The sequence below is a fragment of the Aquibium sp. ELW1220 genome (genome assembly GCF_030398385.1).
Lineage (GTDB): Bacteria > Pseudomonadota > Alphaproteobacteria > Rhizobiales > Rhizobiaceae > Aquibium.
The window spans coordinates 130402-155695 of record NZ_JAOAOQ010000008.1 but is presented as its reverse complement, the minus strand read 5'-3'; the positions used below and the strand labels follow the sequence as shown (position 1 = coordinate 155695).

The following is a 25294-nucleotide window of genomic DNA, read 5'->3' as shown; positions in this document are numbered from 1 at the left end:
CCACTATGGATGCAGGCGCATCGATGAACCGTGTGGCCGTGGGGGACATGACGAGACGCTGGCTCTGGGGGATGATCGCCGCGGTGCTTCTGGCCGTGGCGCAGGCGGGCCTGGTCCCGCCCGCCGCCGCGCAGGCGTCCGATCCGGCGCCGGCGCCCCTGGCCGCGCCTGCCGACGTCGCGCCGACCGCCTCGGCCGGACGCATCGGCGCAGCGGTGTCGATCTACGACGAGCAGAAGCCGCTCATCGACGGTGTCGCGGCCGCCCTGGACGGGCTTCGCAGCCGGGTCGCCCGCTTCTCCGAGGACGACGCGCGGCTCGCCGAGACGCGCATCGAGCTGGAAGGGCTGGCGCGGCAGGTGCTGGCCGCGAGCGTCGCCTTCCGGCCGCGGCTGCAGGAGATCAACGCGCGGCTGGAGCAGATCGGCGCGCCTCCGGGCGAGGGCCTGCCGCCGGAGCCCGAGATCACCAGCCGCGAGCGGGCGGACCTTCTGCGCCAGAAGGCCGAGATCAACGCGCTGATCGGGGTCGCCGAGACGCTGTCGGTGCAGATCAACCGCCTGATCGAGGAGATCGGCGCCCTGCGGCGCGACCTTTTCGCGCGCACCCTGTCGAAACGCTACGACATCGGCAGCGCCATGAATGCCGCCACGCTCGACGACCTGCAGACCGAGATCGTGGCGCTGCAGCGGACCGTCTCGGCCTGGCTGCGCTTCGTCATCGCCTTCAAGCTTCAGTCGGTCCTGTTCGCCACGCTGCTGGCGCTCGCGGCGGCCGCGGTGCTGTCCTTCGGCGGGCGCCGTGTCTTCGGCACCATGATGGAGCCGGTGAAGGGTGCGTCGCCCTCCTACCTGTCGCGGCTGTCGGTGGCGTTCTGGTCGACGCTGATGCCCTCGATCACGCTGCTCGTGTTCCTGTCGGCCACCTGGTACCTCTACGACGCGTTCAACATCCTGCGCGTCGACATCGGCCAGATGCTGTCGTCGCTGTTCCAGGTGATCGCCATCGTCTTCTTCGTCAACCGGCTGGCAAGGGCGGCACTCGGGCCGGACCGGCCGAACTGGCGGCTGGTGCCGGTCGACACCCTGTCGGCGCGCCGGCTCTACTGGCTGGCCTGGCTGACGGCGGTGACCACCGGCGCCGACTTCGTGCTCAACCGCGTCAATCACGTGATGGGCTCGCCGCTGTCGCTGACCATCGCCAAGAGCTTCGTCGCCACCGTGATCGTCGGCGTCCTGCTGATCCTGATCGCTCTCGTTCGCCCGGCACAGGACGACGGCCGGCAGAGACGATTCCACTGGATCAACTGGATTTTCCTCGGGCTCGGCATCGGCACGATGGCGGCAGCCCTCCTCGGCTACATCGGCTTCGCGCGCTTCGTGTCGCAGCAGATCGTGGTGACGGGCGCCATCGCCTCGACGATGTATATCGGCTTCCTCTCGGCCGGCGCGATTTCGGGCGAGGGCGCCTTCGTGCGCACCGCGCTGGGCGAGGCGCTGCACAAGCGCTTCAAGCTGGAGGAGATGGCGCTGGACCAGCTGGGGCTCGCGGCCAGCATCGCCACCTACATCCTCGTCGTCTGCGTCGGCGTGCCGCTGGTGCTGCTGCAATGGGGCTTCCAGTGGGGCGACATCACCACCTGGGCGCACCGGCTCGCCACCAACATCACCATCGGCACGGTGTCGTTCTCGCTCGTCGGCATCGCCACCGGCATCGTCGTCTTCTTCGTCGGCTATTTCGTCACGCGCGGCTTCCAGGGCTGGCTCGACGGATCCGTCCTGTCGCGCGGCAAGGTCGATGCGGGGCTGCGCAACTCGATCCGCACGGCGGTCGGCTATGCGGGCATCGCCATCGCCGCTCTGGTCGGCATCTCGGCCGCCGGCATCGACCTGTCGAACCTGGCCCTCGTGGCCGGCGCGCTGTCGCTCGGCATCGGCTTCGGGCTGCAGAACATCGTCTCGAACTTCGTCTCGGGGCTGATCCTGCTCGCCGAGCGGCCGTTCAAGGCGGGCGACTGGATCGTGGCCGGCGCCGTCACCGGCACCGTCAAGCGCATCAGCGTGCGGGCGACCGAGATCGAGACCTTCCAGCGCCAGACGGTGATCCTGCCGAACTCCGAGCTGATCAACGCCGCCGTCGGCAACTGGACCCACAAGAACAAGCTCGGCCGCGTCGAGATCAAGATCGGCGTCGCCTACGGCACCGACCCGCGCAAGGTGCATGCGCTGCTGCTCGAGATCGCGCGCGGCCACCCGATGGTGCTGAAGAACCCGGAACCCTTCGTCTTCTTCGCCAATTTCGGCGAGTCCTCGCTCGATTTCGAGATCAGGCTGTTCCTGGCCGACATCACCAGCGGCCTGACCGTGCAGAACGACATCCGCTTCGCCATCGTCGAGGCCTTCGAACGGGAGGGCATCGAGATCCCGTTCCCGCAGCGCGACCTCAACCTGAAGGGCGCCAACATCAACCTGGTCGCGCCCGCGGCGGACGCGTCCCGGCCGGCCCCGCTGCCGCCGACGGGCGCAGCCTCCGGCAGCGCGTCGGCCGACGTGGTCGCGCTGCCCGTCGCCCCGCGCCGCGGCCGCCGCAAGCGGCAGGACCCCGATGACGGCGACGAGGTGCTTTGACGCGGCCGTTCAGTTGCCGTTCATGCGCCTTCGCCTATAGGATGGGCGTAACGGGAGCCGTCGGTTCCCCTATGACATCAGAGGCGGTGGCGACACCGGTTTCATGACATGAAGTTCCTTCTCGGCGCGACCCTGACCCTGCTGGCGGCCTCGACCCCGGTCCTGGCGGCGAGCGCGCTCAACAACGATGCGGAAGTCCGCGTCCTCGTGGTGACCGAAGGCTCCAAGCAGGAGGAACTGGCGATCGCGCCCGGCCAGACCGTCCAGTTCTGCTTCTCGAGCTGCTTCGTCACCATGCCCGACGGCGACCGCTTCGCCCTGTCCGGCAACGAGGTCATCGAGATCTCGGGCGGCCGCGCGCGCATCAAGTAGGCGCGCCTTCGACCGGCCGGGCGGGCGTCGCTCCAGCGAGACAGCCTCCTCTCAACTGGCGTCGTCGCCGAGCGCGCTCTGCAACTCGTCAGGTCGGCATCTCGGCGCACCGGGCGATTGACCTTCCCATCCGTTGCACTTATTTCAGATGAGGCGAGGTGACCGGATGGATACCCCACATCTGAATTTCGAGAGCTTTGACGGCGGACTTCGGCGCGCCGCAGAGAACGCACTGGGTTCGCTGCGGGAACTCGGTGGAACGAGCAAGCCGGTCCCGGTGACACTGGATCCACAGATCGCGGCGGCGCTCGCCCGGTTTCTCGATACTGCCCTCGAGAGAGGAGGGGTGGCTTACGGGCCGCTCGGGACTGAACTGTCGCCTAGCCAAGCCGGCAAGATCCTTGGCCTGTCGCGTCCGCTCGTCGTACGCCGGATGGAAGACGGCCGGCTGCCGTTCCATTACGTCGGCACGCACAGGCGATGCACGCTCGGGGACGTTCTTGGCCTCAAGGCCAGGGAAGACGATCGGAATCGGCTCATGGCCGAAATCTATCAGGACTTCGAGGAGATCGGAGACATTGACCGAGAACCGTCGTCTTGAAGGCTTGCCGACGGTTCTAGCGGATGCCAACGTCCTGTTTTCCCAGGAACAACGAAACCTCCTGATGACGCTGGCCATCGAAGGCCTTTTCCGCCTGCACTGGACAAGGGAGATCGAGGGCGAGTGGGTTCGCAACCGCGCCAAGCATCTGCTGCAGGCGGGAAAGGACGCAACTGCTCCGCTGCGTACCGCCGAGAAGATGCGAAAGGCGATCCCGGATTTCGAACCTGACGATTGGCAGCGTTTCATAGATGATACCGGCCGCACCAATTCCCGGGATCGACATGTGGCAGCAGCAGCAATCGGCTGCGCGCCGTCGCACCTTCTCACATGGAACCTGAAGGACTTCGACGCGGAGAGTCTGAAATCTCATGGAGTCGTGATTTGCACTCCTGATGACTTCCTGTGCGATGTCTATGACGGCAGCCCGGTCATCACCTGCGAAGCATCGCGGGTAGCTCATGGATTTGCCCGATCCGTTGCCGGGCGTGCTCCGACATGGCCCGGGTACCTCGAGACGATTGCCGGTTCCGGGCTCCCCAGGTTCGCGGGGCGGTTAGCCGGGCACGACAGGGATGAGACCCTGGATGATCTGTCGGACGTTCTTTCCGACGACGAAGCATCGAGTGATGACTTGCCGGAGCGACCCTGAGTCGGGACTCGCAGAGGGCCCCCGTCTTTTTGTGCGTGGACGATTGCCCAGCGATCGGTGGCATCACCCTTGTGATCAACAGGGCTGTGGATCGCAACGGCGGTCATCGTGAACCCCAGCTCGTCGACAGCTTACGATTTCGACAGCAGGTAGCCCACGAGCCGCGGGAAGGTGTGGGATCCTGACGAATGCTGCGGCGGATGTCCGGCCTTTTCTCGTTTCCGCTAACGCGCGATTAAGCCTCGCACCGAAAATGCTGCCCCGAAACGCCGTGGTGCCGGCACTGTTCAACCTTCCGTAGGGTGCTTTTGCCCTAGAACGTCCGACATGGGCGCTCGGGGACAGTCGCGCCCGGGCATACGGGAAGGTGACTTGGCATGGATGCTCGGTCGGAACAAACGGCTATACCGCTCGCCGTCGACCTCGACGGGACGCTGATCAAGACGGATCTGCTGTGGGAGGGACTTTTCCTTCTGCTGAAGCGGAACCCGCTCTACCTGTTCATGGTCCCGGTCTGGCTGGCTTCGGGGCCGGCGCGGCTGAAGATGGAGATCGCCGCGCGCGTCGAGCTAGACGCCGGGTCGCTGCCCTATCGCGAAGCCGTGGTTTCGCGCCTGCACGCCGAAAAGGCCGCCGGCCGCACCATCATCCTGGCCACAGGCACGCCGCGCAGGTTCGCCGAGGCGATCGCCGCGCATCTCGGCGTCTTCGATGCGGTGATCGCCACCGACGATCCGCGCCACAACCTCACCTCCGAGCGCAAGCGCACCCGGCTGATGAACATGTTCGGCGACGGCGGCTTCGACTATGCCGGCAACAGCCGGCACGACCTGAAGGTGTTCGACGCTGCCCGCGCCTCGATCGTGGTGGCACCGGACCGCCACGCCGCGCGCTGGCAGGCCGAGCACGGCTGCGAACTCGTACCCGGCGCGCGGCCGACGGCGAGATCGGTGCTGCGGATGCTGCGCGCCCACCAGTGGCTGAAGAACAGCCTGATCGCCGTGCCCATGGTGCTCGCGCACGAATACATGAACCTGTCGATGATCGTGGCCTGCACCCTGGCCTTCGTGTCGTTCAGCGCTGCCGCCTCGGCGATCTACATCGTCAACGACTTCACCGACCTCGCCGCCGACCGCCGCCACGCCACCAAGCGGCGACGTCCCTTCGCCAGCGCCGACCTCACCATTCCCTTCGGCATCGGCTCGATCGGGGTGCTTCTGGCCGTCAGCATCGCCGCCGCGGCCTTCCTGCCGCCGATGTTCTGGCTGGTGCTCGCCGCCTATCTCGTCGTCACCACCGCCTATTCCTTCGGGCTGAAGCGCATGCTGCTCGTCGACGTCTTCACGCTGGCCGGGCTCTACACGATGCGCATCATCGCCGGCGCGATGGCGACGGGCACGGACGTGTCGTTCTGGCTGCTCGCCTTCTCACTCTTCTTCTTCCTGTCGCTGGCGCTGGTGAAGCGCTTCGTCGAACTCGACGGGACCGAACTGTCGCGCGGCGCTCGGCTCGCCGGCCGCGGCTATCGGCCGGAGGACATCGACATCGTCGCCCAGGCCGGCGTCGCCTCCGCCTTCGCTTCCGCGCTGGTGCTGGCGCTCTATATCGACAGCATGAGCGTCAAGGAGCTCTACCCGCATCCCTGGATGATCTGGCCGCTGGCGCCGATCGTGCTCTACCTGACGCTGCGGATCTGGGTGCTCGCGCGGCGCGGCGAGATGCATGACGATCCGATCGTCTTCATCGCCACCGACTGGCGCAGCCAGCTGGTCTCCGCACTCGGCGGCCTCCTCCTCGTGACGGCTGCGGTGGCCGTATGACGGGCGGGCTGGAAAGTTTCGGCCGGGTGTTTCCCGGCCAGGCGCGCGTGCTCGAACCCCGCCAGGCCGTGTCGCTGCTGGAGGGCGGACGGGCGGCGCCAGGCAGCCTGCTCGGCTACGGCAACGGCCGCAGCTACGGCGACAGCTGCCTCAATGCCGGCGGCGCGCTGGTCGACATGCGAAGCGCGCGGCGCATCCTGTCCTTCGATCCCGAGACGGGCATCCTGACGGCGGAGGCCGGCGCCTTCCTGTCCGACATCATCACGCAGGTGGCCCGCCATGGCTGGTTTCCGCCGGTGTTGCCGGGGACGCAGCACGTGACGCTGGGCGGCGCCATCGCCAACGACGTGCACGGCAAGAACCACCATCGCCGCGGCAGCTTCGGCGCGCATGTGCTGTCGCTGACCCTGCTGCGCTCCGACGGGCGCACGTATGTCTGCAGCGCCGACAGCCGTCCAGACCTCTTCCGTGCCACGATCGCCGGCATGGGCCTGACCGGGCTGATCCTGAAGGCGACGCTGCGACTGATGCGGGCGGGCTCGCCGCACGTCGTCCAGACCGTGCGCCCGTTCGGCAGCCTGCGGGAGTATTTCGACCTCGCCGGGGAGGCCGACCTGCGCAACGAATATGCCGTCGCCTGGATCGACCAACTGGCGGGCGGCCGGGCGGCGGGGCGCGGGCTGCTGCTGATGGGCAACCATGCCGACGGATCCGAAGGCGCCGACATCGACATGACGCCGGGACGGCTTTCGGTGCCGGTGCAGCCGCCCTTCACGGTGCTGAACCGGCCCTTCCTGCGGCTCTTCAACGCCGCCTATCGCTGGAAGAACGGCAGCCGCCGCGAGCCGGAATGCGTGCCGGCGAAGAGCTTTTTCTTTCCGCTCGACAGCGTCGGCCACTGGAACCGGCTCTACGGGCCCGGCGGGCTGTTCCAGCACCAGTCGGTGGTGCCTGCGGCCGCGGCCCGGGAGGCCATTCCGGCGATGCTGGCGCTCGCCCGCAGACGGGGGCAGGGCTCCTTCCTGACCGTCCTGAAGCGCTTCGGCGACCGGCCGTCGCCCGGCATCTTGTCGTTTCCGCGTGCCGGCTACACGCTGACGCTGGACTTTCCGAACCGGGGGCTCGGAACGCGACTTATGCTGGCCGATCTCGACCGGATCGCCATTGAGGCCGGCGGCGCCGTCAATCCCTACAAGGACGCGCGCATGCCGGCGCATGTCTTCGAGGCGTCGTTCCCCGACTGGCGGATGCTGGAGGACCTGCGCGATCCGGCCTTCGTCTCGGATTTCTGGCGCCGGACGGCGCTGACGCTCGACCATGGCGCGCGGGCGATCGCGGCCGAGTAGAGGCCGGCGCCGTCCTGGTTTCCGAAACATGACCACGGCCCGCGCGAATTGCGACGCTGCGCTTCACCGAAGGTTTTTCTCTGTCTGCCAATGAAGGCGCAAGGAGACACGGCACCATGAAATACATCGTCTTCATTCTCTTCACGGTGATGACCAACGCGGCTGCCCAGCTGATGCTGAAATACGGGATGATGTCGCTGGGGCCGCTGTCCTTCGCCGGCGTGAACCCGGTGCTGAAGATCCTGCAGATCGTGTTCAGCCCGTGGATCTTCTTTGGACTGTGCGTCTTCGTCATCTCGATGGCGTCACACCTCTACGTCCTGTCGAAGGTGGATCTGTCCTTCGCCTATCCGTTCCTGAGCCTCGCCTACGTCGCGGTCGCGATCTTCGCCTACTTCGTCTTCCGCGAGGACCTGAACGCCTGGCGCGTCGCCGGGATCGGCTTCATCTGCCTCGGCACCATCCTGATCGCCCAGAGCGACCGCGGCCACGAGGCCGCTGGCACGGATCTTGCCGGAGTTTCCATGCACAAGAGCGGGATGTCCCAATGAGACACATCATCTTCGGCGGCGACGGCTTCGTCGGACGCCATCTTGCCCCGAAACTGGTCGCCGACGGCCACGAGGTCGTGGTCGCAGACGTCACCCGAAGCGAGCTGGCGCACTATGCCCAGGTGCGTTTCGCCCATTGCGACGTGACCGACAAGGCGTCCGTCCGTGCGGTGGGGATCGAGGCCGGCGACATGGTCTACAACCTGTCGGCCAAGATGCTGTCGCCGATCCAGGTGCGGGCAAAACGCCACGACTTCTTCTGGCCGGTGAATTTCCACGGCACGGAAAACATCATCCAGGCGATGGACGAGGCGGGGGCGAGAAACCTCGTCCACTTCACCACCGACATGATCTACGGCCACACCGTGCAGTATCCGATGACGGAGGACCATCCGGTCGCGCCGCTCGGCGAATACGGCCTGTCGAAGCTGAAGACCGAAGAGCTCGCCGCCGAATGGCGCAAGCGGGGCATGAACATCTCGCTGTTCCGCCCCCGCCTGATCATCGGCCCCGGGCGTCTGGGCATCCTGGCGAAGCTGTTCAAGCTGATCGACTGGAACCTGCCGGTGCCGATGATCGGCTCGGGGAAGAACCCCTACCAGTTCATCTCCGTCTTCGACTGCGCCGAAGCAGCACGGTTGGCCTTCAAGGCCGGCGTGCCGAACGAGGCCTACAATCTCGGCTCCCTCAACCCGCCCCCGGTGCGCAAGCTGCTCGGCGACCTGATCGCCCATGCCGGCTCGCGCTCGATCCTGATCCCGACCCCGGGCTGGGCCGTCAAGCGTACGCTCGACCTCCTCGATCTCGTGAACATGCCGATCATGGACCCCGAGCAGTACCTGATCGCCGACGAGGACTGCCTGCTCGACGTGTCCAAGGGCAAGCGCGACCTCGGCTGGGTGCCGCAGTACCGCGACGAGGACATGCTGATCGCCGCCTATTCCGAGTATCGCGCAAGGATCGGCGGCGCGCCTGCGCCCGCCGTCGCGCATGCCCCGGCCGAATGAGGGAGAGACCCAGATGACCGTCATGACCAGACCCGACCTGACCGAGGCCCGCGCCGTGATCGGCACGCCCGAGCTCGCGCCGACGAGGACGCCCAAGCCGCCGCTCCTGTCGGTGGAGGACGCCAAGTCGCTCGACGTGGCGCGCATGACCGACCTGTTCAAGGCGCACCTGAACCCCGGCCAGCTGCATTTCATGAAGCTGCTCGGCTTCCACAAGGTGAAGATCGAGCGCGCCGAGGGCATGTATTACATCGACCAGAACGGCCGGAAGATCCTCGACTTCTTCGGCGGCTTCGGGTCGCTGGCCTTCGGCCACAACCACCCGCGCATCATCGAGGCGCGCAGGCGCTTCCAGGAAGAGAAGCGGCACGAGATCGCCATCGCCTTCATGTCGCAATATGCCTCGGCGCTGGCCCACAACATCGCCGCCTGCTCGCCGGGCGACCTCGACATGGTGTTCCTGGGCTCGTCGGGATCCGAGGCGATGGAAGCCGCCATCAAGGTGGCCGAGCGTGCCGCCGGACCGAAGCGGCCGAAGGTGGTCTATGCGGAGAATTCCTTCCACGGCAAGACCAAGGGCGTGCTGTCGATCACCGACGGTGCGCTCTACCGCGGCGAGTTCAGGCTCGTCGACAACACGGTGCGGGTGCCCTTCGGCGACATCGAGGCGATCGAGCGCGCCTTCAAGGCGGATCCGGAGATCGGCGTCATCGTGCTGGAGACGGTGCAGGGCGGCGGCGGCATCATCCAGGCGCAGACCGAGTTCTGGCAGAAGCTGCGCAAGCTCTGCGATCTCTACGGCGTCCTGTGGGTCGCCGACGAGGTGCAGTGCGGGCTCGGCCGCACCGGCCGCTTCTATGCCTTCGAGCATTACGGCGTGGTGCCGGACGTGACCGCGCTGGCCAAGTCGCTCGGCGGCGGCAAGACGGCCATGGGCGCCATGATCGCCCGCCGCGAGGTCTACATGAAGGCCTACGGCACGCCGAAGACCGCGATGATCCATGCCGCCGCCACCTTCGGCGGCATCGGCGAGGCCTGCATCACCTCGATCGAGGCGCTCAACGTGCTCTACGACGAGGGCCTGATCGACAACGCCGCCGACACCGGCGACTACCTGCTGGAGCGGCTGCAGACGATCGCCCGCAAGCATCCGTCCATCGTCAAGGAGGTGCGCGGCAAGGGCTTCATGGTCGGCCTCGAGTTCCACGACTTCTCGCAGACCCTGCCGATGGTGCTGCGACCGGTGGTGGCGATGCTGGACGACAAGCTGAAGGGCTCGCTGTCGGGCTTCATCGGCGCGCTGCTCCTGCGCGACTACGGCGTGCTCGTGGCCTTCACCGAATACAACCGCAACGTCATCCGGCTGGAGCCGCCGCTGATCTGCGGGCGCGAGCATGTCGACCAGTTCTGCGACGCCCTCGACGGCCTCTTGTCACGCGGCATCGTCGGCATCGTCAAGGATTTCGTGAAGAGCCAGGTGAGCTGAGCGGAACGCCTGCACCGGACAGAGAGGGAATGGGCACATGCAAACAGTGAGTCGAACGCCGATGGACTGGGCGCTGAGCGCTCCCGTCGCGGCACGGGCAGCCTCGGTCCTGACCGGCCGGACGCTGCTCGACCGCGCCGCCGCGGCCTTCTTCGCCGCGACGATCCTGGTCATCGCGCTCTACACCTGGGTGCGTCCGGACTATAACTGGGACATGGTCGCCTATGTCGCGACCGCGCTGGAAAACCGGATCGAGGATCCCGCCGAACTGCACCGCGAGACCTGGGCGCAGATTTCGCCCGGCGCGAGGCCGGCGCAGCTCTACGAGATCCAGCAGGGCAATCCCTACAACGTCCACCAGTGGAACAACCCCGTCGACTTCGAGTCGCAGCTGTCGATGTATCGCGTCAAGGTCGCATACGTCGCCGCCCTGCGCGCGCTGGAGCCGGTGTTCGGGCTGGTCGGGGGCGCATTGTTCGTGTCGATCGCCTCGCTCGTCGGCATCGGCGCGCTGGCGCTGCGCTGGCTCGGGGAGGAACGGGCGCTGCAGTCGGCCTTCGTGCTCGCGCCGGTGCTGGTGATCGCCGACCTGACGCACATGTCGACGGCGATCACGCCGGACATCCTGATGGCCCTGATCTCGCTGCTGGCGATCCACTGGCTCCTGAAGGGGCGCGACTGGGCTGCCGGTGCGGCGCTTCTGCTGTCGGTCCTGGTCCGCCCCGACAACATCATTCTCGTCTTCGCGCTGCTCATCGCGGCTATTGCCTTCGGCTGGCGCAAGCTGCCGATGGCGGTCGTCTTCGCCGCCTCGCTCGTGGCCTGCCTTCTCGTCTCGAAGCTCGGCGGGCATCCCGGCTGGTGGGCGCATTTCTACTTCTCCTGCGTGCAGATCCAGAACTCGATGATCGGCTTCCATCCGGACTTCTCGCTGTTCGATTTCGCCCATGGCTATGTCCGCGGCGTTCTGGTCTCGCTGCTCGACAACGACTGGCCGGCACTGCTGGCGCTCTTCATGGCGGGCTGGGTGCTGCTCGCCCGTGCCGGCAGGATGGGAACGGGACGCGAGAACGCGCTGATGTTTGCGCTGGCCATCGGTACGCTCGGCAAGTTCGCGAGCTTTCCGCTGCCCGACGACCGCTTCTATTTCGCCTTCATGGCGGGCATGGCCATCATCCTGGCCAGCCGCTGGAACCCGAGGTTCGACCGCGTATTCGCGAAGGAGACGACATCATGAGCAGCCTGCGCGAAACTTTGGGATCGACTGCCCGGCGCGCCGTCGCGCGCGGACTGCCGTCCGCCATCCTCGACAGGGCACCGGCGCTGCGCGGGACGAAGTTCCTCGCCGACGCCGCCCGCCGGGCCGGCCGGCGTGGGCAGAGGCCCTTCCAGATGGTCAATGTCGGCGCCTGCGACGGGGCGCTGTTCGACGACGTGACGCCCTGGCTGCACCGCATCCCCGGCGCCCGCGCCGTGCTGGTGGAGCCCATCCCCTACAACCAGGCGCGGCTGCGGGCGAACTATCCCGATACCGACCGCTTCGTCATCGAGCCGGTCGCGATCACCCGCGAAAGCGGCACGATCTCGGTCAGGACCTTCGATTCGACGGCGCTGGAAGCCGGAAAGCTGCCGATCGAATTCATCGGCTGCTCGTCGGTGACCGACACCAACCTGATGTCGGGCGTGAACGCCTGGGGCGAGGCCGACGCGAATTTCGACCGCTTCCGGCCCTATCTGAAGGACATCGAGGTGCCGTCGGAGACGCTCCAGGCGGTGCTCGACCGCAACGGCATCGACCACATCGACGCCTTTCTGGTCGATTGCGAGGGCGCGGACTGGACGGTCTTCGACCAGCTCGACATCGGCCGCTACCGACCCGGCATGATCAAGATCGAGATCGGCGCGCTGCGGCCCGACGAGATCGGCCAGGTGCTGGTGAAGCTGAAGACCGCCGGCTACGCGGTCGGTCTCTACGCCGAGGACGTCTGGGCCTTCGCCTGACGCCCGCGGACGCGTGGCCGCCGGCGCGTCCGGTCTCGCCGACGCAGGTCGCGCCGCTCGTCGCCGATGTCGCAAACAGGCTGCGACGACGCGGTCGCGGCGCAATATAGTCCGCCCGAAACTTGCATTTCGGAGCAGCGGACAATGGCAGAGTTCCCGACCCGGGCGAAGGTCGTCATCATCGGTCTCGGCGGCATCGTGGGCGCGTCCGTCGCCCACCACCTGATCGAGCGCGGCTGGGACGACATCGTCGGCATCGACAAGTCCGGCATCCCGACCGACATCGGCTCGACGGCGCATGCGTCGGACTTCTGCTACACGACCAGCCATGACTTCCTGTCGTGCTGGACGACGCTCTACTCGATCGACTTCTACGAGAAGCTCGGCCATTACGAGCGCATCGGCGGCCTCGAGGTCGCCCGCGTCGGCGACGACACCCGCATGGACGAGATCAGGCGCAAGGTTGCCTCCGCCAAGGCCTTCGGCACGCGCGCGCGGCTGATCGAGCCGGCCGAGATCAAGGAAAGATTCCCGCTGATCGAGGAGAGCGTGGTGCAGGGCGGGCTGTGGGACCCCGATGCCGGCCTCGTCATCCCGCGCTCGCAGACGGTGGCGGGCAAGCTGGTGGACACGGGCGAGAAGAGCGGCAAGCTCAGAGCCTTCGCCAACACGCCGGCCACGGCGCTGAAGATCGAGAACGGCCGCATCCGCGGCGTGGTGACGGCGCGCGGCACGATCGAGGCCGACCACGTGGTGGTGTGCACGGGCCTGTGGGGCCGGCTGATCGCCGAGATGGCGGGAGAGGACCTGCCGGTGATGCCGGTGGACCACCCGCTGACCTTCTTCGGCCCCTACACGGAGTTCGCCGGCACCGGCAAGGAGATCGGCTATCCGCTGATGCGCGACCAGGGCAACTCGGCCTACATGCGCGACACCGGCGACCCGACGACGTCCGAAGGCGGCATGATCGAGTGGGGCTATTACGAGGAGACCAACCCGCGGCTCTGCCACCCGCGCGACCTTCTGGAAAAGCACCAGGCGCGGCTGTCGCCCTCGCAGCGCGACCTCGACATGGAGCAGATCATCGCGCCGCTGGAGAAGGCGATCGAGCTGACGCCGATTCTCGCCGAACTCGGCTATGACGAACGCCGCTCCTTCAACGGCCTCCTGCAGGTCTCGGCCGCCGGCGGCGCCTCGGTCGGCGAGAGCCAGAAGGTGAGGGGCCTCTGGTATGCCGTCGGCATCTGGGTCAAGGACGGTCCGGGCTACGGCAAGCTGGTGGCCGACTGGATGACCGACGGGCGCACGGAAATCGACCACGCCTCGATCGATTTCGCCCGCTTCTACCCGCATCAGCTGAAGGAAGGCTTCATCGAGGGCCGCTGCGGCGAGGCGGCGCAGAAGGTCTACAACCCCGCCGTCCATCCGCGCGAACCCTATGCGACGGGCCGCAACGTCAAGCGCTCGCCGATGTACGAGCGCGAGGTCGAACTCGGCGGACACTTCATGGAACTCGGCGGCTGGGAGCGCGCGCATGGCTATGCCGCCAACGCGCATCTCCTGGAGACGTATGGCGACCGCGTGCCTGTGCGGCAGAACGAGTGGGACAACAGGCACTTCTGGCGCGTCTCGAACGCCGAGCATCTTGCGATGAGCGAGGATTGCGGCATCGTCAACCTCAGCCACTTCCACATGGTCGACATCGAAGGGCCGGACCATGTCGAACTGCTCGAATGGCTCTGCGCGGCGAAGATCGGCGGCGACGCCAACATCGGCAAGGGCATCTACACCCACTTCCTCGATGATGAGGGCATGGTGCGGGCCGATTTCACCGTCTTCCGCATGGCGGACCGCTGCCGCCTCGTGAACGGCGCCGACGCCGGCCCGCGCGATTTCTACTACATGAAGCGCGTGGCCGAGGATCGCGGCCTCGACGTCACCATCACCGACATGTCGGAAAAATACATCACCATCGGCATCTGGGGCCCGAACGCGCGTGCGACGCTGAAGAAGGCGGTCGCCGATCCGGCCGGTCTCGATCCCGAGAACTTCCCCTTCGCGGCCATCAAGCCGGTCGAGATCGCCGGAAGGTCCGTCACCGCCTTTCGCATCTCCTATGTCGGCGAGCAGGGCTGGGAACTGCACATGGCCTACGAGGACGGGCTCGCCGTCTGGGACGCGCTGCGGGCGACCGGCGTGATGGCCTTCGGCGTCGAGACCTATGCGAATTCGCGCCGCCTGGAGAAGAGCCTCAGGCTCCAGAACGCCGACCTTCTGACCGAATACAATCTGATCGAGGCGGATCTCGCCCGCCCGAAGGTCAAGGAGGCGGATTTCCGCGGCAAGGCGAAGCACCTCGAATACAAGGCGCGCGACCACCAGCCGGCGATGCTGTGCACGCTGGTGATGACGGACAATATCGATTCGAACGGCGTCGCCCGCTATCCCGTCGGTTCGATGCCGGTGATGGACCCTGCGACCGGGGAGACGCTGGTCGACGAGCTCGGCCGCCGCTCCTTCACCACCTCGGTCGCCTACGGTCCGACCATCGGCAAGAACATCGCGCTCGCCTACCTGCCGCACGCTTGGTGCGAGGTGGGGCGCAGGCTGACGGTCGAGTATTTCGGCGAGACGTTCCCGGTGGAGGTGGCCGCGGTGGGGTACAGGCCGCTGTACGACCCGGAGAATCTCAAGCCGCGGAGCTGAGGCGACACTCGAGCCGGATCGGGCACGCCGGCGCCTTTGCCTGCGTGCCCGGCCTGACGATCAGTGGATCGGCTTCATCTCCAGCACCTTGCCGTCGGGCGCGATCCTGAGCATGCGATAGGCCGAGGTTCCGCCGAAGATCGTCCCGTCGGGCGCGATGGCGAAGCCGTAGAGATATTCCGGCCAGCCCTTCAGCCGATCCGTGAAGTCGAACTTGGTCTCCGTCAGGGTGGCCGTGTCGACGATGTAGCCCTTGCCCAGCGTTCCGCTGAGGAACGTGGCGTGGTCGGTGCTGACCATTTCTCCGTAGAAGCTGCCTGAATTTGCCAGCGCCTTCATCGCGATGGTTCCGTCCGGCGAGAACTCGGCATTGTCGGAGCCGTTCGCGAACCAGGACGCCTTGCCGTCGAGCACGAAGAACAGCGGCGGCGCGGAGTTGGAAAACCAGCTTTCGTACTCCGGTCCCTTCGCCAGTTCCCCGTCGAACCAGCCGATCCACATCGCTTTCGCGTCGTTGCGTTTGCGAAACTCTGCCTTGGCCTCGGGAGCCATGTCCTTGGGCGCGTCCTTCTTCTCCTCGGCCTTGGTGTCGTACTGCGCTGATGCGAGCACGATCTGCGATGCATCCGGACTGCAGGCGAGCGCGCTGACGGCGACCGTGTAGCTCAGTGTCGTCGAAGACAGTTTCTCGCCCGTGGCGAGGGAATGGACCGAAAGCGTGATCGGGTACCTGTCGTCCTTCTTGCTGCCCTGGCTGGCGATGACCAGCTTCCCGGCCTCCGAGGCGAAGCAATGGGCGGCGAACTTCTCCGTGGAGGTGGTCTCCTTCAGCGTTTCGGCGTCGAAGAAGGTCACGACGTCGTCGGTGTGGAGCATGGCCAGGGTCTTGCCGTCCTTCGACCAGGACAGCCGCAGCGGGCTGTAGCCGTGCCAGACGCGATCCTTCACGGTAAGCGTCGCCGCGTCCAGCACGTAGAAGGTGCGCGGATTGCCGGTCGCCACGACCGTAGCGCCGTCGGGAGAGACTGCGATCGCTCCGATCGCGTCGCGCGGAATGCCCGCCGGCGCCGAGGAAGCGCTGAACAATGTCAGGCCGAAGAAGAGGGCGCGCAGCGCGCCTTGGTTGCAAAGAGGCATGTGGGGTCGCTTCCCGTTCATTTCACACGATTGCTGCCCCGCGCGCACGATAGCGACAAGGCCCGCCGGCTTCAACATCAAGGTTCGGCGGCTGCACCCGACAGCCGGTCGCGGGATTGTGAAGGGCAGGCGCATTCGATTCGCGCCTGTCGGCTTTTCCTCCGCATCGTTTCGCGTATCGTCTGCCGATGTCCTCGCGCATCCTCCCCCTGGCGGCGGCGACACGCGGCTGCCGCACCCTCCTGCTGGCCGGGCTCCTGGGCCTCTCGCCCGGAATGCCCGCGTCGGCGCAGACCCATCCGGAGGACGACGAGGTGGTCGATGTCGAGCTCGTGCTCGCCGTCGACGTTTCGCTCTCGATGTCGCCGACGGAACTCGACATCCAGCGCGACGGCTATGCCGCCGCACTCGTCCACGAACAGGTGGTGCGGGCGATCAAGGACGGGGTGCACGGCAAGATCGCGGTGACCTATTTCGAATGGGCGGGCGACTATACGCAGCACGTCGTGGTGCCCTGGACGCGGATTTCCAGCGAGGCGGAAGCGCAGGCCTTCGTGGCCCAGATGACGGCAAACCCGCCGCGCAGCGCCCGGCGGACCTCGATCTCGGGCGCGCTGCTTTATGCCGACAAGCTCTTCGACGACAACGGCTTCCGCGGGCTTAAGCGCGTCATCGACGTGTCGGGCGACGGGCCCAACAACCAGGGTGAGCCGGTGGACCTGACGCGGGACGACATCACCGCCAAGGGCATCACCATCAACGGCCTGCCGCTGATGACCCGCGGCGGCTTCGCGTCGAGCTTCGACGTCGACGATCTCGACCTCTACTACCAGAACTGCGTGATCGGCGGGCCGGGCGCCTTCGTCATCCCGGTCAACGACTGGGCGCAGTTTCCAGAGGCGATCCGGCGCAAGCTGGTGCTGGAACTCGCCGATGCGCCGCCCGCCTGGCCCCCGGCTGCCGCGCACGACGGGCAGGACCTGCCCGTCGTGCTGGCGCAGGCGACGCCCGGTTTCGACTGCCAGATCGGCGAGAAGATCTGGCAGAACCGCCAGCGCTACTGGGAAAACTGATCCGCCTGCCTCGCTATGCCCGCGTTTCGCTGGTCAGGGCTTCGCCGCGAGGGCGATTGCCAGGAGCTGGGAGGTGGTGACGGATGAATCCGTCGAGATCTGTCCGATCGGCTCGTCCGGCGACGTGACCTTCAGGCCGGCGCCCACGAGCGCGGCTTCAAGGTCGGTCGCCGCCATGCCGAGGAGCGGGGCGAGCTGCGCCACGGTGCGGCTGGGCAGGAGCTGGATCAGCTGGCGTTCGGGAGGCGCGCCGTTGCCGCCGCCGATCATCGACGGCGCCGCGAAGGCGAGCGCGCCCGCGAACGACAGCGCCATTGCAACCCGCATCGGCGCGCGCTTGAAATAGGCGAGGAACGGCCGCCAGTTCTTCTGCAGGTGCAGGACGAAGGGGACGACCAGCACCATCGACAGCCATTCGTGCATGCCGGTGAAGGCCGCGCGCCCGACGCCGAAGAAGATCGCTATTCCGGAGACCAGCGAGACGACGAACAGGCCGGTGACGAGCGGCGTGGCCCAGCGTGAGGCGAATGCGGACATGAGGGACTCCGGGTTCGGTTGTGCGGGGAAACAAGCACCCGCGCCGACCGTTCGACGTTGATCTGCATCAACCGGCCGATCTCCCGGGGCATCGTGGGCGATCGGCTCAATGTCCGGAGGACGGAGCGTCAGGCCGCCAGCATGTGCTTGCGGTCGGCGCGTTCCTGCTGCGGCGAACGGGCGTAGAGCTCGCGGTAGCATTTCGAGAAATGCGAGGCCGAGACGAAGCCGCAGGCCACGGCCACTTCCACCACCGGCAGCGACGACTGGACGAGCAGGTGGCGGGCGCGGTCGAGGCGGATCTCGAGGTAGTAGCGCGCCGGCGAGCGACCCATCTCCTGGCGGAACAGCCGCTCGATCTGGCGGCGCGACAGGCCGACGCCGTCGGCGATCTCGACCAGCGACAGCGGCTCGGCCAGATTGGCCTCCATCAGCTCGATGATGGCGAGCACCTTGGCGTTCTGGACGCCGAGGCGGGCGCGCAGCGGCAGGCGCTGCCGGTCGGTCGGACTGCGGACGCGGTCGGTCAGCATCTGCTCGCAGACGCGGTTGACGACGGTCTCGTCGAAATCGTCGCCGATCAGCTTCAGCATCATGTCGAGCGAGGCGGTGCCGCCGGCGCAGGTGTAGATGTTCTGATCGACCTCGAAGAGGTCGGCGAAGACATTGGCCTTCGGGTATTTTTCGGAGAAGCCCGGCAGGTTCTCCCAGTGGATGGCGCAGCGCTTGTTGGAGAGAAGGCCGGCCGAGGCGAGGACGTGGGCTCCGGTGCACAGCCCGCCGACCGCCACGCCGCGGTTGTACTCCTCGCGCAGCCAGGCAAAGACCGACTTGTTGGCGTAGCTCTCGACATTGATGCCCGAGCAGACGACGACCATGGACGGGCGGTCGGGACCGCCGAGCTTGCGACGCTCGTCGTCGAGCGAGGTGTCGACGGCGCATTCGACGCTGTTGGAGGCCTTGACGGGCCGGCCGTCGGCGCTGGCCAGCCGCCAGCGATAGGCCTCGAAGCCGAGCATCCGGTTGGCGATGCGCAGCGGCTCGATGGCGGTGGCAAAGGCCACCATCGTGAAATCGGGCACGAGGAAGAAGACGATCGATCGCTTCACGGCTGACTTCGCGTTCACGTGCGCCCCACGCTAATGGCTGTTTTTATTCTTGTACGACCGCCACGTCGTCATGGTGAAAGTGTCATCCGGATGGATGGCTGCTGTCAACGGGCGGACGGGCGCGGACAAGCGATTTTGACCGGCTGACACCCCCTCGACGCAACGACGCCCGCAGGCCGGGGCCATGCGGGCGGGGTTCGGTTCGCGCGAGGGGCGGGAGCCCGTGCGGAAGGGCTTCAGCCGAGCGAATGGCCGAGACGGGCCGCGGCGAGCGCGCCGGTCTGGCCGGGCATGGTGCGCTGCAGACGCTGGCGCTCGAGCGCGGTGGTCAGGTTGGAGGGGCGGCGGGCGAACATGCGGGCGAGGAACTTCATCGGGGTATCTCCATGCTGTTGGACGGCTCGGCCTTCGCGCATTGGAGTGGGGCGGCGCGTGTTGCCGTTCATATAGGCTTCGCTGCCTGCTTCTGAGGCAGGAAATGCGAAGCGCAAAGCACAAAATGCGACATGGCCCAAGTAAGCCGGAACTGCAGAAAACGTCGTGAAATCAACGGTTTCATAATAGAAATCCTGTCGATATGCTTGCCGCTCAAATGCGTCATGCGAAAACGCCTTATCGCAGAAGCGACAGGACCGGCGGCACGGGGCCGCCGGCCACGGGTCGCGGCCGCCATGGATCAGGGCCCGAAATGGTCGCGGGCGGGATGATGGCCGATCTCGGCGGTGTAGCGGTCGGGCCACCCGATGTCCTTGCGGATGTCGGACGGCAGTGCGGCGACGGCCCGTTCCGTGCGGGCGGCGCGCCGCCATTGGCGCCAGTGGCGCGCGATGGCGCCGACATCGGTGATGATCGACATGTCAGTCTCCTTTTCTGCTGCTCTCGATTGACCACGTCTTGACTATCGCCTCGGTGTTAGGTTCAATCAATCGAAATGAAATGAGCCTTACAGTCAGAGAAATTGAACGGAGACGGTCGTGAACGCTCCTCTGAACCACCCGCTGCCGCTGCTGGAGCTGGACGTGCTGCGCACCTTCGTGGCGATCGCCGATACGGGCTCCTTCACGCTGGCGGCGAACGCGGTGTTCCGGACGCCATCGGCGGTGTCGATGCAGATCAAGAAGCTGGAGGAGCAGCTCGGCCGCTCGCTGTTCAACCGCGACGCCCGCTCCGTCTCGCTGACCACCGACGGCGAAGTGCTGCTCGGCTATGCGCGACGGCTCCTGTCGATCAATCGTGAGGCGGTGGCGAAGTTCATCGTCCCCGACATCACCGGCGTCGTGCGGCTGGGCTCGCCCGACGATTTCGGCGAGCGCGTGCTGCCGATCGTGCTCAAGCGTTTCGCCCAGTCGCATCCTTCCATCGCCGTCGACGTGGTGATCGACCAGAGCTCGAACCTGCGGCGCCGGATGGAGGACCGCCGGCTGGACATCACGCTGATGACCTGCTCGCAGAAATCGCGCGTGCCGGATGCCGAGGTGCTGCTGTCGGAGCCGATCGTCTGGGGCGGCGCCAAGGGCGGCTGCGCGCATCTGCGCGAGCCGCTGCCGGTGTCGCTGTGGGAGGAGGGCTGCGCCTGGCGCTCCAGCGCACTGGAGGCGCTCGGCCGAGTCGGCCGCGACTACCGCGTCGCCTACATGAGCGCCCATACCGCGGGCCAGCGCTCCGCGATCATCGCCGACCTTGCGGTGGCGCCGCTGCCGCGCTCCTTCGTCGGCGGCGACGTCGTCGTGCTCGGCCCCGACAGCGGCCTGCCGGAGATCGGCACCTACGAGATCGCCATGCTGGTGGCGCCCGATGCGCCGGCCCCGGTGCTGGCCGCGGCCGACCACATCCGCGCGACCTTCGAGAGCTTCCGCGAGACCGGCCGGTTCTGACGGCGGCGTCGCCGATCAGCCGGCGACGGCCGATCCGGATCGCGAAGCGACGGACGCAGTCGCCGCGAGATCCTTCACGAAGGACACCATCCGGTCGCGTGCGCGGACGGCTTCGGGCATGTCGAGCAACGGCCAGACGTGGAAGAGCCCGGGCTCTTCCAGCACCTCCACCGCCACGCCGGCCGCCCGCGCCCTTGCGGCGAAGACATGCGTGTCGGGATTGAGCAGGTCGCGCGTCCCCGTCAGTACCAGCACCGGCGCCAGCACCGAGAGGTCGCCGTAGAGCGGGCTTATGCGCCAGTCGGCATGGTCGATGCCGCCGGCATAGAGCCGCGTGGCCTCCTCGGCACCCGGCACGCCGAGCCAGGGATCGCGCCTTTCCACCTCATGGATGGCCGGATTGGCGAGAGACAGGTCGACCGGAGGCGAGATCAGGACGAGGCCGGCAGGCCCGGGCAGGCCTTCCCGCGCCGCCGTCATCGACAGGACCAGGGCCATGTTGCCGCCGGCCGAATCGCCCATCAGGACGAGGTCGCGAGGAGCGGTGGTCGCCAGCACGTCGCGGTGCAACGCCATGCAGGCGCCGATGACGCGCTCGGCCTTCGCCTCCGGCGCCAGCGGGTAGATCGGCACGGTGACCTGCGCCGACAGCCGCTCGGCCATCTCGGCGATCAGCTTCCAGTGATGTGCGGTGATCTCGAACAGATAGGCGCCGCCATGCAGGTAAACGATCCGCCGGCCGGAGACGCCGGCTTTCGGCCGCACCTCGTAGACCCGCATGCCGTCGACGGCGCGCTCGGCGATGTCCATGCGCTGCGCGATCGTCCGCGGCGGGCGGAAGTCCTCCGTTGCGCGCGCTGCCTTCAGCCGGGCGTGCATGCCGTCCACGGAGGCGAAGGATTTCTTGCGCGTGTGCTTCAGCACGAAGGCGAAGAGATGGCTCTTGAAGCTCGGCATGTCGGATCCCCTGCACGTTCGGCCCCGGAGGCAGGCCGGGGCGGGGAGACTTGCAGCGACGGCTCCTTGCGGTCAACCCGGAAGCGTCGGCCCCGCGCTCCGGCCGGCCGCAGCGCCAAGCAGCCCCGCCTTGCGGCCGCGCGGCGGCTTTGCGGCGGGTGCCTGCCGGCGCAGGAAGGCGACGATGTGGTCGCGGGCGCGGCGCGCCTCGATGGTCTCGATGAGGGGCCAGACATGGTACATGCCTTCCTCGACGAAGAGTTCGACGTCGACGCCCGCAGCGCGGGCACCCTCGACGAAGCCGAGCGTGCCCGAATGCAGGAGGTCGCGCGTCGACGAGAACACCAGCGTCTTCGGCAGCACCGACAGGTCGCCATGGCGCGGGCTGATGCGCCAGTCGGCGACGTCTAGGCCTGCGCAATAGAGCCGGATCGCTTCCATGCCGCCCGGCACGTCGAGCCAGGGATCGTCGAGCGCTGCCTCCACCATCGCCTCGCCGGCCGTCATGTCGAGGCCGGGCGAGATCAGCACGTGGCGGCCGGGCAGGGGCAGGCGCCGCTCGGCCGCGAGCATCGTCAGCACCACCGCCATGTTGCCGCCGGCCGAATCGCCCATGAACACGACCTCGCTTGCCGGGCTTTCGCCGAGCACCGCGCGGTAGGTTTCCATCGCCATGCGGAACATGGCGTGGAAATCGTGCTCGGGCGCGAGGGGATAGATCGGGACGGTGACGCGCGCGCCGGTTCGGCGGGCGACGTCGGCGATCAGCTGCCAGTGGTAGCGCGTGATCTCGAAGCAGAAGGCACCGCCGTGGAAATAGACCACGTGCCCGGCGCCCTTGTTCGCTGCGGGGATGTCGTAGACCGGAAAGCCGTCGATGCTGCGCTGCGTGATGCCGAGCGCAAGGGTAAGGGCCGAGGGTGGCCGGTGGTCCTGCCGCTGCCGGTCGCGGGCGATCCAGCGGTGCAGTTCCTCCGCGCTCGAAAACGCCTTCTTGCGCGTGAGCTTCAGGTAGAGGCCGACAAGTCTGCTTTTCAAGCTCGGCATGGGGGCGATCCCTCCGGGGTCATAGTGAAGGACCGTCCGGCGGGATGGTCAAGGGTCCCGAACATGGAACCCTCGTATCGCGAGACCGGGACGGCGCCCGGCCAACGTCTCCCGTCAGCTTCGGTTCCGCCGCGCGTCGCGTTCCTCGCGGGAGCGGCGGCGCGGGGTGGAGTCGCCGGTCGTCGCATCGACCGTGGTCGAGCGGACGGGCAGGGTGACAGCCTGCGCCAGATGCGGGAAGGCGTCGACCTTGTTGGGCAGCGCCATGGCGTTGACGAAATGCTGCTGGAAACGCGGCTCGAGCGCCGTCTCGATCTTCTCGATGCGCTGCACCGTCTGCTCGATCTCGCGCCGGTAGTCGCGGTTGAGCAGCGCCATCAGCGCGCCGGTGCCGGCGGCGTTGCCGACCGCCTTGACCTCGGCAAGGTCGCAATCGGGGATCAGGCCGAGCACCATGGCGTATTTGGGATCGATGAAGGAGCCGAAGGCGCCGGCGAGCGCGATCGTGTCGACATGGTCGACGCCGAGTTTTTCCATCAGCAGCTTGACGCCGGCATAGAGCGCCGACTTGGCGAGCTGGATGGCGCGGACGTCGTTCTGCGTGACGGAAATCTCCTGTTTGCCGTGGTGCAGCAGGTAGGAATGGGTCCGCCCGGTCTGGCGGATGCGCGGGCTGCGCGCGGCGAGCGCGCCGTCGATCACGCCGTCCTCCGAGATGATGCCGGCGAGGTACATCTCCGCCACGACCTCGATGATGGCCGAGCCGCAGATGCCGGTGATGCCGAGGCGTTCGGCATCGGCGTCGAACCCGGGCTCGTTCGACCACAGGTCCGAGCCGATGATCTTGAAGCGCGGCTCGAGCGTGGCCGGATCGATGCGGACGCGCTCGATGGCGCCGGGCGCGGCGCGCTGGCCGGCCGAGATCTCCGCGCCCTCGAAGGCGGGGCCGGTGGGCGAGGAGGCGGCCACGATGCGCTCGCGGTTGCCGAGCACGATCTCGGCATTGGTGCCGACGTCGACGAGCAGCATCATGCGGTCCTGCCGGTGCGGCCCTTCCGACAGCGTCGCGCCGGCGGCGTCCGCGCCGACATGGCCGGCGATGCAAGGCAGCATGTAGATGCGCGCGCCGGTGTTGATGCCGAGCCCCAGATCGCTCGCCCAGGTGTGGACGGAGCCGGAAACGGCGAGCGCGAAAGGGGCCTGGCCGAGCTCGGTCGGGTCGATGCCGAGGAACAGGTGGTGCATGATCGGGTTGCCGACGATGACCGCGTCGAGCACGTTGTTCGGATCGACGCCGCCCTCGGCGCAGACCTTGCGCGTCAGCTCCGTGACCGCGTCGCGGACGGCTTTCGTGAGCTGTGCGCGGCCGTCGGGGTTCATCATCACGTAGGAGACGCGGCTCATCAGGTCTTCGCCGAAGCGGATCTGCGGGTTCTGCATGCCCGACGACGCGACGATGCGGCCCGACAAGAGCGACACCAGATGCATGGCGATGGTGGTGGACCCGATGTCGCAGGCGATGCCGTAGGCCTCGTTGTGCAGACCCGGCCAGAGCGCGATGATGTTGGGCCGCGAGGCTTCCAGGTCGCGGTGGATGGCGGCGGTGACGCCCCAGTTGCCCTTGCGCAGGATGCCCTGCACCTGCGGGATGAGGTATTGCGAGACCAGCAGGTTGTCCCAACCCCAGTCCTTGTCCAGCATCACCTTCAGGCGGTCGAGATCGCCGAGCGGCTTGTGCATGTCGGGCTCGTCGACCTCGACATAGCAGAGCTGGACGGCGGGGTTGCGCTCGATGATGCGGTCGATCGCCGACTTGCGCACCACCTGGGCATTGACCACCGTGTCCTGCGGCACGTCGATGACGAGGTCGCCCTGGATGGTGGCCGAGCACGACAGGCGCCGGTTCTCCGGCAGGCCGCGCACCCGGTCGTAGCGCTCCTCCTTGGCGCCGCGGGCCGAGATGTGGGCGTTGGAGGAGACGATCTTGTGCTTGGCGAAGCTGCCCTCCTGCACCTCCACCTGACAGCGCCCGCAGGTGGCGCGCCCGCCGCAGACGCTCTCGACATAGACGCCGAGCGAGCGCGCCGCATCGAGCACCGGCGTGCCGACGGGAAACCGCCCGCGCTTGCCGGACGGCATGAAGAGGACGAGGGGATCGGTGGAGGAGGTCATGACTGGATAGTCCCTGGATGGAGGCGATGGCGCTTCGTCGCGCCCCCCTCTGGCCTGCCGGCCATCTCCCCCACGAGGGGGGAGATCAGTCTCTCCGCCGTCTGCGCCGATCGTCCGCAGAACGAGCGTCGAAGCGGCAATTGCCGATCTCCCCCCTCGTGGGGGAGATGGCCGGCAGGCCAGAGGGGGGCGTGACGGGACGCTGCCATCTCAACGCAC

General features: G+C 67.3%; 22 protein-coding genes. 14 read left to right on the top strand and 8 right to left on the bottom strand.

Annotated elements, in window-relative coordinates:
* The first annotated feature begins 23 nt into the window (after nt 1-23).
* The 12 genes from N1F91_RS10425 (at nt 24) to N1F91_RS10370 (ending at nt 15169) form a co-directional block, all read left to right on the top strand.
* Nucleotides 24-2627 (top strand): mechanosensitive ion channel domain-containing protein, encoded by a 2604-nt coding sequence (locus N1F91_RS10425; protein WP_289991926.1) that lies wholly within the window; start codon nt 24-26, stop codon nt 2625-2627.
* Nucleotides 2628-2735: 108 nt separating this feature from the next.
* Nucleotides 2736-2999, top strand: a complete 264-nt coding sequence (locus N1F91_RS10420; RefSeq protein ID WP_289991924.1) for a hypothetical protein — start codon at nt 2736-2738, stop codon at nt 2997-2999.
* 166 nt (nt 3000-3165) lie between these two features.
* Nucleotides 3166-3600 carry a DNA-binding protein gene (locus tag N1F91_RS10415; protein ID WP_289991923.1) on the top strand — a complete coding sequence of 145 codons (435 nt, stop codon included), beginning with the start codon at nt 3166-3168 and terminating at the stop codon, nt 3598-3600.
* Nucleotides 3578-4252 (top strand): PIN domain-containing protein, encoded by a 675-nt coding sequence (locus N1F91_RS10410; protein WP_289991922.1) that lies wholly within the window; start codon nt 3578-3580, stop codon nt 4250-4252. The genes N1F91_RS10415 and N1F91_RS10410 overlap by 23 nt, the downstream gene beginning before the upstream one ends.
* A 377-nt stretch (nt 4253-4629) precedes the next feature.
* Nucleotides 4630-6072 carry a UbiA family prenyltransferase gene (locus tag N1F91_RS10405; protein ID WP_289991920.1) on the top strand — a complete coding sequence of 481 codons (1443 nt, stop codon included), beginning with the start codon at nt 4630-4632 and terminating at the stop codon, nt 6070-6072.
* Nucleotides 6069-7418, top strand: coding sequence for an FAD-binding oxidoreductase (locus N1F91_RS10400; protein ID WP_289991918.1), 1350 nt, complete (start codon nt 6069-6071; stop codon nt 7416-7418). Before N1F91_RS10405 ends, N1F91_RS10400 begins: the two co-directional genes overlap by 4 nt.
* A 116-nt stretch (nt 7419-7534) precedes the next feature.
* Nucleotides 7535-7969 carry an EamA family transporter gene (locus tag N1F91_RS10395; protein WP_289991917.1) on the top strand — a complete coding sequence of 145 codons (435 nt, stop codon included), beginning with the start codon at nt 7535-7537 and terminating at the stop codon, nt 7967-7969.
* Nucleotides 7966-8976, top strand: coding sequence for an NAD(P)-dependent oxidoreductase (locus tag N1F91_RS10390; RefSeq protein ID WP_289991916.1), 1011 nt, complete (start codon nt 7966-7968; stop codon nt 8974-8976). The genes N1F91_RS10395 and N1F91_RS10390 overlap by 4 nt, the downstream gene beginning before the upstream one ends.
* A gap of 13 nt (nt 8977-8989) precedes the next feature.
* Nucleotides 8990-10462, top strand: coding sequence for an aspartate aminotransferase family protein (locus tag N1F91_RS10385; RefSeq protein ID WP_289991914.1), 1473 nt, complete (start codon nt 8990-8992; stop codon nt 10460-10462).
* Between the two features lie 37 nt (nt 10463-10499).
* Nucleotides 10500-11699, top strand: coding sequence for a glycosyltransferase family 87 protein (locus N1F91_RS10380; RefSeq protein ID WP_289991913.1), 1200 nt, complete (start codon nt 10500-10502; stop codon nt 11697-11699).
* On the top strand, nt 11696-12463 hold the full coding sequence (locus N1F91_RS10375; RefSeq protein WP_289991911.1) for an FkbM family methyltransferase: 768 nt from the start codon (nt 11696-11698) through the stop codon (nt 12461-12463). Before N1F91_RS10380 ends, N1F91_RS10375 begins: the two co-directional genes overlap by 4 nt.
* Nucleotides 12464-12607: 144 nt before the next feature.
* The gene (locus N1F91_RS10370) at nt 12608-15169 is read left to right on the top strand and encodes an FAD-dependent oxidoreductase (RefSeq protein WP_289991910.1); all 2562 of its coding nucleotides are present in this window, start codon (nt 12608-12610) and stop codon (nt 15167-15169) included.
* A 60-nt stretch (nt 15170-15229) separates the two neighbouring features.
* On the opposite strand, the gene N1F91_RS10365 is transcribed toward N1F91_RS10370, so the two are convergent.
* Nucleotides 15230-16306 (bottom strand): hypothetical protein, encoded by a 1077-nt coding sequence (locus tag N1F91_RS10365; RefSeq protein ID WP_289991908.1) that lies wholly within the window; start codon nt 16304-16306, stop codon nt 15230-15232.
* Nucleotides 16307-16581: 275 nt separating this feature from the next.
* On the opposite strand from N1F91_RS10365, the gene N1F91_RS10360 reads away from it, so the two are divergent.
* The gene (locus N1F91_RS10360) at nt 16582-17379 is read left to right on the top strand and encodes a DUF1194 domain-containing protein (RefSeq protein WP_289991966.1); all 798 of its coding nucleotides are present in this window, start codon (nt 16582-16584) and stop codon (nt 17377-17379) included.
* Between the two features lie 33 nt (nt 17380-17412).
* On the opposite strand, the gene N1F91_RS10355 is transcribed toward N1F91_RS10360, so the two are convergent.
* The 4 genes from N1F91_RS10355 to N1F91_RS10340 form a co-directional block, all read right to left on the bottom strand.
* Nucleotides 17413-17916 carry a DUF4405 domain-containing protein gene (locus N1F91_RS10355; RefSeq protein ID WP_289991906.1) on the bottom strand — a complete coding sequence of 168 codons (504 nt, stop codon included), beginning with the start codon at nt 17914-17916 and terminating at the stop codon, nt 17413-17415.
* 128 nt (nt 17917-18044) lie between these two features.
* A complete protein-coding gene (locus tag N1F91_RS10350; protein ID WP_289991903.1) occupies nt 18045-19043 on the bottom strand; it encodes a GlxA family transcriptional regulator in 999 nt (332 codons plus the stop codon).
* A gap of 218 nt (nt 19044-19261) precedes the next feature.
* Nucleotides 19262-19399, bottom strand: a complete 138-nt coding sequence (locus N1F91_RS10345; RefSeq protein WP_289991902.1) for a hypothetical protein — start codon at nt 19397-19399, stop codon at nt 19262-19264.
* A gap of 302 nt (nt 19400-19701) precedes the next feature.
* Entirely contained in the window at nt 19702-19881 is a 180-nt protein-coding gene (locus N1F91_RS10340; protein ID WP_289991900.1) for a hypothetical protein, read from the bottom strand.
* A 118-nt stretch (nt 19882-19999) separates the two neighbouring features.
* Between N1F91_RS10340 and N1F91_RS10335 the strand changes: the two genes are divergently transcribed.
* Nucleotides 20000-20899 (top strand): LysR family transcriptional regulator, encoded by a 900-nt coding sequence (locus N1F91_RS10335; protein ID WP_289991899.1) that lies wholly within the window; start codon nt 20000-20002, stop codon nt 20897-20899.
* A gap of 15 nt (nt 20900-20914) precedes the next feature.
* On the opposite strand, the gene N1F91_RS10330 is transcribed toward N1F91_RS10335, so the two are convergent.
* From N1F91_RS10330 to N1F91_RS10320, 3 genes are all read right to left on the bottom strand, one after another.
* Entirely contained in the window at nt 20915-21856 is a 942-nt protein-coding gene (locus tag N1F91_RS10330; RefSeq protein WP_289991898.1) for an alpha/beta hydrolase, read from the bottom strand.
* Between the two features lie 72 nt (nt 21857-21928).
* The gene (locus tag N1F91_RS10325; protein WP_289991896.1) at nt 21929-22903 is read right to left on the bottom strand and encodes an alpha/beta hydrolase; all 975 of its coding nucleotides are present in this window, start codon (nt 22901-22903) and stop codon (nt 21929-21931) included.
* 114 nt (nt 22904-23017) lie between these two features.
* Nucleotides 23018-25075, bottom strand: coding sequence for an ASKHA domain-containing protein (locus tag N1F91_RS10320; protein WP_289991895.1), 2058 nt, complete (start codon nt 25073-25075; stop codon nt 23018-23020).
* Nucleotides 25076-25294 lie beyond the last annotated feature (219 nt).